Genomic DNA, 9,189 nt, shown 5'->3' with positions numbered 1-9,189 from the left:
TGAGTTGAGAAGCTTGCTGGAGGTATCAGAAGTGCGAATGCTGACATGAGTAACGACAATGCGAGTGAAAAACTCGCACGCCGAAAGACCAAGGTTTCCTGCGCAACGTTAATCGACGCAGGGTTAGTCGGTCCCTAAGGCGAGGCTGAAAAGCGTAGTCGATGGAAAACAGGTTAATATTCCTGTACTTCCAGTTATTGCGATGGAGGGACGGAGAAGGCTAGGCCAGCTTGGCGTTGGTTGTCCAAGTTTAAGGTGGTAGGCTGAGATCTTAGGCAAATCCGGGATCTCAAGGCCGAGAGCTGATGACGAGTGCTCATTAGAGCGCGAAGTGGTTGATGCCATGCTTCCAAGAAAAGCTCCTAAGCTTCAGATAACTGGGAACCGTACCCCAAACCGACACAGGTGGTTAGGTAGAGAATACCAAGGCGCTTGAGAGAACTCGGGTGAAGGAACTAGGCAAAATGGCACCGTAACTTCGGGAGAAGGTGCGCCGGTGAGGGTGAAGCACTTGCTGCGTAAGCCCACGCCGGTCGAAGATACCAGGCCGCTGCGACTGTTTATTAAAAACACAGCACTCTGCAAACACGAAAGTGGACGTATAGGGTGTGACGCCTGCCCGGTGCCGGAAGGTTAATTGATGGGGTTAGCGCAAGCGAAGCTCTTGATCGAAGCCCCGGTAAACGGCGGCCGTAACTATAACGGTCCTAAGGTAGCGAAATTCCTTGTCGGGTAAGTTCCGACCTGCACGAATGGCGTAACGATGGCGGCGCTGTCTCCACCCGAGACTCAGTGAAATTGAAATCGCTGTGAAGATGCAGTGTATCCGCGGCTAGACGGAAAGACCCCGTGAACCTTTACTATAGCTTTGCACTGGACTTTGAGCTTGCTTGTGTAGGATAGGTGGGAGGCTTTGAAGTGGGGACGCCAGTTCTCATGGAGCCATCCTTGAAATACCACCCTGGCAACCTTGAGGTTCTAACTCAGGTCCGTTATCCGGATCGAGGACAGTGTATGGTGGGTAGTTTGACTGGGGCGGTCTCCTCCCAAAGAGTAACGGAGGAGTACGAAGGTGCGCTCAGACCGGTCGGAAATCGGTCGTAGAGTATAAAGGCAAAAGCGCGCTTGACTGCGAGACACACACGTCGAGCAGGTACGAAAGTAGGTCTTAGTGATCCGGTGGTTCTGTATGGAAGGGCCATCGCTCAACGGATAAAAGGTACTCCGGGGATAACAGGCTGATACCGCCCAAGAGTTCATATCGACGGCGGTGTTTGGCACCTCGATGTCGGCTCATCACATCCTGGGGCTGAAGCCGGTCCCAAGGGTATGGCTGTTCGCCATTTAAAGTGGTACGCGAGCTGGGTTTAGAACGTCGTGAGACAGTTCGGTCCCTATCTGCCGTGGACGTTTGAGATTTGAGAGGGGCTGCTCCTAGTACGAGAGGACCGGAGTGGACGAACCTCTGGTGTTCCGGTTGTCACGCCAGTGGCATTGCCGGGTAGCTATGTTCGGAAGAGATAACCGCTGAAAGCATCTAAGCGGGAAACTTGCCTCAAGATGAGATCTCACTGGAGCCTTGAGCTCCCTGAAGGGCCGTCGAAGACTACGACGTTGATAGGTTGGGTGTGTAAGCGCTGTGAGGCGTTGAGCTAACCAATACTAATTGCCCGTGAGGCTTGACCATATAACACCCAAGCAATTTGCGCTGAGGCCAAATTGTGGTGGTGAAGACGAAACGAACCGAAAGTTCGCGACGACCCACAAATATCGCATATCCGAATTGGCTGGCATGTCTGCAAAGACGTACTGGCAACCGAATTTCTTGACGACCATAGAGCATTGGAACCACCTGATCCCATCCCGAACTCAGTAGTGAAACGATGCATCGCCGATGGTAGTGTGGGGTTTCCCCATGTGAGAGTAGGTCATCGTCAAGATTCATTTCGCAAAACCCCTATCTGCGCGAGCAGGTAGGGGTTTTGTCTTTGCGCGTTCCGACAAGCCCGCTCCCACGGTATGTTGTTCCTACACGGGATCCGCTTGCTGACAATCACGCAAAAATCCTTTGCTCGTCGGCTACCTCACATCGCCGCGTCACAGGTGCGACAATATTGCCGTCACATTAAGTGACTTCCCCGTACCTACCCTGCGTCAAGGCTTAGGTTCGGGGCAATCCTGGCACCCGGACCGAGCGATGCCAGCGTACCGTGCTGCGCATTTCTGGACTTTCACCGTCCTATTACTTGAGGTTAGAAGCAAGATGGCCAAGGCCGCCGATGTCGTTGTGCAATGCCTGGAAAACGAAGGTGTCGAGTATGTGTTCGGCATTCCCGGTGAGGAAAACCTCGACCTGCTCGAGTCCCTGCGCAAGTCGAAGATCAAGCTGGTACTGACCCGCCACGAGCAATCCGCGGGCTTCATGGCCGCCACCTACGGCCGCCTGACCGGCAAGACCGGCGTCAGCCTGTCGACCCTCGGCCCTGGCGCGACCAACCTGGTGACCGCCAGCGCCTACGCCTACCTGGGTGGCATGCCGATGATGATGATCACCGGCCAGAAACCGATCAAGAAGTCCAAGCAAGGCCGTTTCCAGATCATCGACGTGTGCGGCATGATGGACCCCATCACCAAGTACACTCACCAGTTCGCCTCGGCCGACAACATTCCTGCGCGCATGCGTGAAGCCTTCCGCCTGGCGGAAGAAGAGAAGCCGGGCGCCGTGCACCTGGAATTGCCGGAAGACATCGCCGCCGAGCAGACCGACGCCCTGCCGATTCCGCGCAGCCTGCACCGTCGCCCGCTGGCCGAGCACGTGGCCATCGAAGCCGCCGTGCAGAAACTGCAGAACGCTCGCAACCCGATCCTGGTGATCGGTGCCGGCGCCAACCGCAAGATGACCGCCAAGGTCCTCAAGCAACTGATCGACAAGACCGGCATCCCGTTCATCACCACCCAGATGGGTAAAGGTGTGGTCGACGAGCGTCACCCGCGCTTCCTGGGTAACGCTGCGCTGTCCTCCGGTGACTTCGTTCACCGCGCCGTCGAAGCCGCCGACCTGATTGTCAACATCGGCCACGACGTGATCGAGAAGCCACCGTTCTTCATGGTTCGTGGCGGGCACCGAAGTGATCCACGTGAGCTTCCGCTCGGCTGAAGTCGATGCCGTGTACTTCCCGCAAGTAGAAGTGATCGGCGACATTGCCAACGCCGTATGGCAGATCAGCGAAGCGCTGACCGATACCAGCCACTGGGACTTCACCCGCCTGATGGCCATCCGCGAAGCGAACGAAGCGCAGATCGCCGAAGGCGCCGACGACGACCGCTTCCCGGTCTATCCGCAGCGCATGGTTGCCGACATCCGTCGCGCCCTGCCGTCTGAAGGCATCGTCGCCCTGGACAACGGTATCTACAAGATCTGGTTCGCCCGCAACTACAAGGCCCACAAGCCCAACACCGTGCTGCTGGACAACGCCCTGGCGACCATGGGCGCCGGCCTGCCATCGGCCATGGCCTCGCACCTGGTGTACCCGGATCGCCCGGTCATCTCGGTCTGCGGCGACGGCGGCTTCATGATGAACAGCCAGGAGCTGGAAACGGCCGTCCGCCTGGGTATGCACATCACCGTGGTGATCCTGCGTGACGACGGCTACGGCATGATCCGCTGGAAGCAGGCCAACATGGGCTTCACCGATTTCGGCCTGGACTACGGCAACCCGGACTTCGTCAAATACGCCGAAGCCTACGGTGCCAATGGCCACCGCGTGGAAAGCGCCGAAGCCTTCCTGCCGCTGCTCGAGCACTGCATCAAGACCCCTGGCGTGCACGTGATCGACTGCCCGGTCGACTACAGCGAGAACGACCGCATCCTCAACAGCGAGCTGCGTGAACGCGCGCTGGCGGTCTAAACCGTAGCACCCTCATCGCGGGGCAAGCCCGCTCCCACGCCATCCGCAACCACAGAGCTAATACAGGGCTTGTGGGAATGGGTAGCGTGGGAGCGGGCTTGCCCCGCGATTGCGTCTGTTCTGGCAACGACGCACTCAGCACCGCGATACCCATCTACCACGCACCATCTCCCTCTCTCGGCATGCTCAGGCTCTTCACCTACCCTGAGAACCCGAAACCATGACCATCGGTTCAACGCACAACCATCCCGCCGACCTTATCGCGACGTCACTCAGTTAACGGCGTTTTCAGACATCGAGCTGGTGGGAAAATGCGTAGCTGAACTCGATCGGATTCTGTTGCGTTGCACCAACATCAGCGAGCCCATCACGCTGCATATCGATCTTGGAAACACCCACATACAAAGATGGATGACAGATAGGAATGCACTTGGTTGTGCGAAGTTGTACCGGGCGGGTGCCTATTACGACGCAGATAGCCTGATGTAGTACAACCGCGACCTTGAGTGCCCGTTCAGGGGTTCTCCCTCGCCGAGCCGTGTCTGCGCACCGCCATCGACACCGTGATCAACCTCTGCAACAACACGGGTGCCCCCTTCAAGGGTGGCTTCACCCTCGAGCACTATCCGCATTATCAGGTGCCTCTACAGGTGCTTTGAAACAACTTTGTAGGAGTGCTCCTCCCCGTATTTTCGCACTCTCCCGCAGTTCCAGAGGATCCTGCTGACTGTCGCTCCACCTGCCATGCCCGTTCTACTGGCGGCCTTCCATAACAACCAGAAAAGGAAGCCGCCATGCAGGAACACACCACCCCCGTCAGCCCCGTACGCATTGCCGTCATCCAGTACGACCCGCAGGTCGGCCTGGATCATTGTGATGGTAACCTGAGCCGTGGTTTGGCCCTGGCCCGCCGCGCCGTGCGTGAAGGGGCGAACCTGATCGTGCTGCCGGAGCTGGCCAACACCGGCTACACCTTCAACTCCCGCGCCGAGGCCTATGCCCACGCCGAGTCGCTGGAGGATGGACGATGCCTGCAGGCCTGGGCGGAGTTCGCCCGTGAGCAGCAGGTGTATCTGGCTGCAGGCTTCGCCGAGCGTGACGGCCTCAAGCTTTTCGACAGCGCCGTGCTGTTCGGCCCGCTGGGGCTGCTCGGGCATTACCGCAAGGCGCACTTGTGGAACCAGGAAAAGCTCTGGTTTACCCCCGGCGACCTGGGCTTCCCGGTGTTTGAAACGCCCATCGGCCGCATCGGCCTGCTGATCTGCTGGGACATCTGGTTCCCGGAGGTGCCACGGCTCATGGCAGCGCAGGGCGCCGACATCATCTGCAGCCTGAACAACTGGGTCTGGACACCGCCGCCGCTGTTCGACGAGGCCGGACGCTGCATGGCCTCGTATCTGACGATAACCGCAGCCCACGTCAACAATGTCTATATCGCCGCCGCCAATCGCATCGGTCGGGAACGGGGCGGGCGCTTCCTCGGTTGTTCGCTGATTGCCGGCACCAACGGCTGGCCCATCGGCGAGGTGGCCGGTGCCGAGGAGGAGTGCATCCTCTATGCCGACGTCGACCTCAGCGCCGCCCGCTCGGCGCCTATCTGGAACAGCCTCAATGACCTGCCGCGTGACCGCCGCACCGACCTCTACGACGCCACCTTGGGTTATCGGCTGCATGCGCCGATGCCACGTTGAGGAGGCGCCATGGAACAGCACCTTTCTTTACCGCGACAACGGTCGTCGTCGCTGATACTCCTGGGCCTCGCGCTGCTTTGCGTTGCCAGCCTGATGTTGGGTGGATGGCCCGATTATGCGCAACTCGTCGCAACCCTCGACCAGCCGCTGAGCAGGCTGCGCTGGATGGTCGGCGATATCAGTGAGGTCGCCTTCTACAAGCACGAGTTGCCGGCACTGGGGCTGCTGCTGGGGGCGAGCCTTGCGCATTGGGCCCAGCAGCGTGGGCATCGCTGGCAGGGCTTCGCCATCTGCTACGGCACTGGGTTGTGGCCCTGGCTGATTATCAGCTCGCTGCTCGGCCTACTGCTCAGCCATGCGTTGTGGGGCTGGACGCTGGACGGTGGTACCTGGCAGCCGACCTTCGTCGCCTTCGTCTCGCTGCCGGCGGCCATGGTCCTGCTGTTTGGCGGCGGTTGGCGCGTCGCGATCAATGGCGCGCTGCTCGGTGCCGTGCTGGTGACGCCGGCCAGCCTGCTGCTGGTCAACTACCTGTGCTACCCGCTGCAGTTGCCGGTGGTGATCGGCAATGTCAGTGGCATGGCCTTGGCCAGTGTGCTGGCGTTCCTGCTGTGCAAACGCTTCCCGGTGCTGGTTCGCGATGGACAGCGCCCAGCGCTCATAGCGACAGCCAGCCAGCCGGACTATGGCGTGGCCTGGACCCTGCGTCGGGTACTGGCCGATTTCAGCGAAGCGCCGTTCTTTGGCAATGAACTGGCCAGCCTCGGCTTGCTGCTGGGCGTATTGCTGGCTTATGTATTGGCCCCGGCGGCACCGGCCTACGGATCGCAACTGGTGCTGCAGATGGTGGCCGGGCAGGGGTTGGCATCGCTGGTCGGTGTGCTGTTCTGGCGACGGCAATGGAAGGAGCGGGGCTGGTATCCGACCTATATTCCCATCGTCTCGATCGTGCCCGCCGCCGTGCTGACACTGGGTGGCAGCTGGCAGGTGATCATCGCCAGCGCAGTGCTCGGCGCGCTGATCGCGCCACCGCTTGCCGTGGCAATCAGCCAGCGCCTGCCAAGCTACATGCACGGTTATATCGGCAATGTCCTGTCCATGGCCATTAGCACCCTGGGTATCGTGCCCCTGGTTGGTCTGCTTGCGGGAGGTAACCCATGACAGCACCACGTGTTTCCATCGGCAGCCTGGGCGGTACGGTCAGCATGCAATCCGGGGCGCCGGGGCAGGGTGTGACACCCCGGCTCGACTGTGCCGCGCTGTTGAGTGCCCTGCCTCAGTTGCAGCAACTGGCGCAGATCAGCACCGCCACGTTGTGCCTGGTGCCGAGCGCCTCCCTGGCATTCACCGACATGCTGGATGCGCTGGCCTGGGCAAACGCACAAGTGCAAGCCGGGGCCCAGGCCGTGGTGCTTACCCAGGGCACCGATACGCTGGAGGAGACCGCATATTTCCTCGATCTGCTTTGGCCCCATGACATTCCGCTGATCATGACCGGCGCCATGCGCTCGGCCTGCCAGCCGGGCGCAGATGGTCCGGCGAACCTGCTGGCGGCAGTGCAGGTTGCGATATCCGATGGCAGCCGGGGGCGTGGCGTGCTGGTGGTGATCAACGACCAGATTCACTCGGCCGCCCGGGTACGCAAGACTGCCAGCCTGGCAATGGCGGCCTTCGAATCGCCCGGCGCAGGGGCGTTAGGGGAAGTGGTGGAGGGCTGTCCCATCTATCGTCAGGCTGCCGCGCCACGCTGGGTGTTGCCCCTGCCGGCGCAGGTCGGTCACCAGGTCGTGCTGCTGGAAACCTGCCTCGATGCCGATACGCGGCTGCTGCGAGCCCTTGGTGGCATGGGCTATTCAGGGCTGGTGGTTGCCGGCTTTGGCGCAGGCCATGTCTGCGAAGCCTGGGCCGAGGCTTTGGAGGAGGTCGCAGACACCATGCCAGTGATTATCGCCACCCGCACCGGCAATGGCCCGACAGCCCGGGGAACCTACGGGTTCGTCGGTGGCGAGATCGACCTGCAGGCCCGCGGCCTGCACATGGCCGGCTGGCTTTGCCCGCGCAAATGTCGGCTCTTGTTGTGGCTGCTGGCCGGTAGCGGGCGGCAGGCCGAGCTGGCGCAGTGGCTGCAGCAATAGCCCGATGCCCGTTCCCATGAAGGGAGCGGGCAGGCGTTGCCTATGCTAGGGTGCACGCACATTTACCCAGGACACCCACCCCATGCTCCCCGCGCTCAGCGAAAAAGAACTCGACCGCCTCGAAGACCTGCTGATCACCTACGGCAACGATTATTCGGTACTCAACCTCGCCGAGCTCAACGGTTTCTTCACTGCGCTGGCCAGCTCCCCCAACAAGGTCAACCCTGAGCAATGGCTGCCCTCTGTCGCCGGTGGCAAGGTGCCCAAGTTCAAGAAGCCTGCCCATGAAGAAGCGTATACCGCGCTGATGCTGCGTTATGCCAGCCAGGTGGCCGAAGAGTTGGCCACGGACCTCGAGGACTTCGAGCCGATGTTCGAAGAGGGCGAGAGCGAAGAGGGCCCGACGATCATTCTCGAGGAGTGGTGCTTCGGCTACATGCGCGGCACGCAAGTGGCCGAGTGGAGCGAGCTGCCGCCAGAGCAGGATCGTCTGCTCAAGGCCATTTCGCTGCATGGTCTGGAGGACAACTTCGAGCTGCTCGACTCGATGAGCTTCGATGAGCGCCAGGCCTGTGTACCGCTGGTGGTCGAGGCGGCGCGGGGGTTGTACCAGTACCAGAAACAGCACCGGCATTGAGATCGCAACCGCGGGCGCGTGGGAGCGGCGATGCGGCGACCCGACTTGCCCCGCGATTGTAATTATTCCACTTGCCGAAATACTGGATTGCTTCCAGCACGGATTCTGCTGCCAGCCGATCCCGTGCAGCATGTCCTCCAGCAGCGCCACTCCCGGCGCTGACCTGGAGCCCTGCACATGCCAAGCCCGATCAAGCTCTACAACTTCCCCAAGTCCGGCCACGCCCACCGTATCGAGCTGATGCTGTCACTGCTCGAACTGCCTACCGAGCTGGTGTTCGTTGACCTGGCCAAGGGTGAGCACAAGCAACCCGGGTTCCTGGCCATCAACCCCTTCGGCCAGGTGCCGGTGATCGATGACAACGGCATCGTCATCGCCGACTCCAACGCCATCCTCGTCTATCTGGCCAAGGCCTATGGCGGCGAGCGTTGGTTGCCCGAAGATCCGGTCGGCGCCGCCCGTGTGCAGCGCTGGTTGTCGGTGGCGGCAGGCCCTTTGGCCTTCGGCCCGGCCGCGGCACGCCTGGTGACCGTATTCGGCGCCTCGTTCAACACCGACGAAGTGATTGGCCGCGCCCATACCTTGCTCAAGGTGATCGACGCCGAATTGGCCAAGGGCCCGTTCCTGGTAGGTGACCAAGCGACCATCGCTGATATTGCCAACTACTCGTACATCGCCCACGCCCCCGAGGGCAATGTGTCGCTGGAGCCGTACGCCAATGTGCGCGCCTGGCTGGCCCGGATCGAGGCGCTGCCGGGCTTCGTGCCGATGCCACGCACTGTCATCGGTTTGCAGACCACGCTCTGAACCCAGAGGAA

The 9,189-nt window shown here is 60.9% G+C and carries 6 protein-coding genes, 2 rRNA genes and 1 pseudogene (1 of these 9 cut by a window edge); all 9 read left to right on the top strand.

The features are described 5' to 3' along the window. Window positions 1-1,687, top strand: a 23S ribosomal RNA gene (locus ACZ9C1_RS12360); it begins 1,207 nt to the left of the window's first position. A 137-nt stretch (window positions 1,688-1,824) separates the two neighbouring features. After that, window positions 1,825-1,940: ribosomal RNA gene (gene rrf, locus ACZ9C1_RS12355) — 5S ribosomal RNA — on the top strand. A 323-nt stretch (window positions 1,941-2,263) separates the two neighbouring features. Then, window positions 2,264-3,908 (top strand): annotated as a pseudogene (locus ACZ9C1_RS12350) (acetolactate synthase large subunit). A 506-nt stretch (window positions 3,909-4,414) separates the two neighbouring features. After that, window positions 4,415-4,567: a hypothetical protein gene (locus ACZ9C1_RS12345; RefSeq protein WP_277505482.1), complete on the top strand. Its 153-nt coding sequence runs from the start codon at window positions 4,415-4,417 to the stop codon at window positions 4,565-4,567. A 135-nt stretch (window positions 4,568-4,702) separates the two neighbouring features. Further along, window positions 4,703-5,599, top strand: coding sequence for a nitrilase family protein (locus tag ACZ9C1_RS12340; protein ID WP_102685195.1), 897 nt, complete (start codon window positions 4,703-4,705; stop codon window positions 5,597-5,599). Between the two features lie 93 nt (window positions 5,600-5,692). Next, a complete protein-coding gene (locus ACZ9C1_RS12335; RefSeq protein ID WP_476254575.1) occupies window positions 5,693-6,760 on the top strand; it encodes a hypothetical protein in 1,068 nt (355 codons plus the stop codon). Then, window positions 6,757-7,734: an asparaginase gene (locus ACZ9C1_RS12330; RefSeq protein ID WP_476254020.1), complete on the top strand. Its 978-nt coding sequence runs from the start codon at window positions 6,757-6,759 to the stop codon at window positions 7,732-7,734. Before ACZ9C1_RS12335 ends, ACZ9C1_RS12330 begins: the two co-directional genes overlap by 4 nt. Window positions 7,735-7,816: 82 nt before the next feature. Next, window positions 7,817-8,371 carry a UPF0149 family protein gene (locus tag ACZ9C1_RS12325; RefSeq protein WP_277505479.1) on the top strand — a complete coding sequence of 185 codons (555 nt, stop codon included), beginning with the start codon at window positions 7,817-7,819 and terminating at the stop codon, window positions 8,369-8,371. 177 nt (window positions 8,372-8,548) lie between these two features. Beyond that, window positions 8,549-9,178: a glutathione S-transferase family protein gene (locus tag ACZ9C1_RS12320; protein WP_139673636.1), complete on the top strand. Its 630-nt coding sequence runs from the start codon at window positions 8,549-8,551 to the stop codon at window positions 9,176-9,178. Window positions 9,179-9,189: the final 11 nt, after the last annotated feature.

The sequence above is a fragment of the Pseudomonas sp. TE21435 genome (assembly GCF_056279265.1).
The sequence above is the reverse complement of the archived record's forward strand: the minus strand, read 5'-3'. Positions and strand labels throughout refer to the sequence as shown.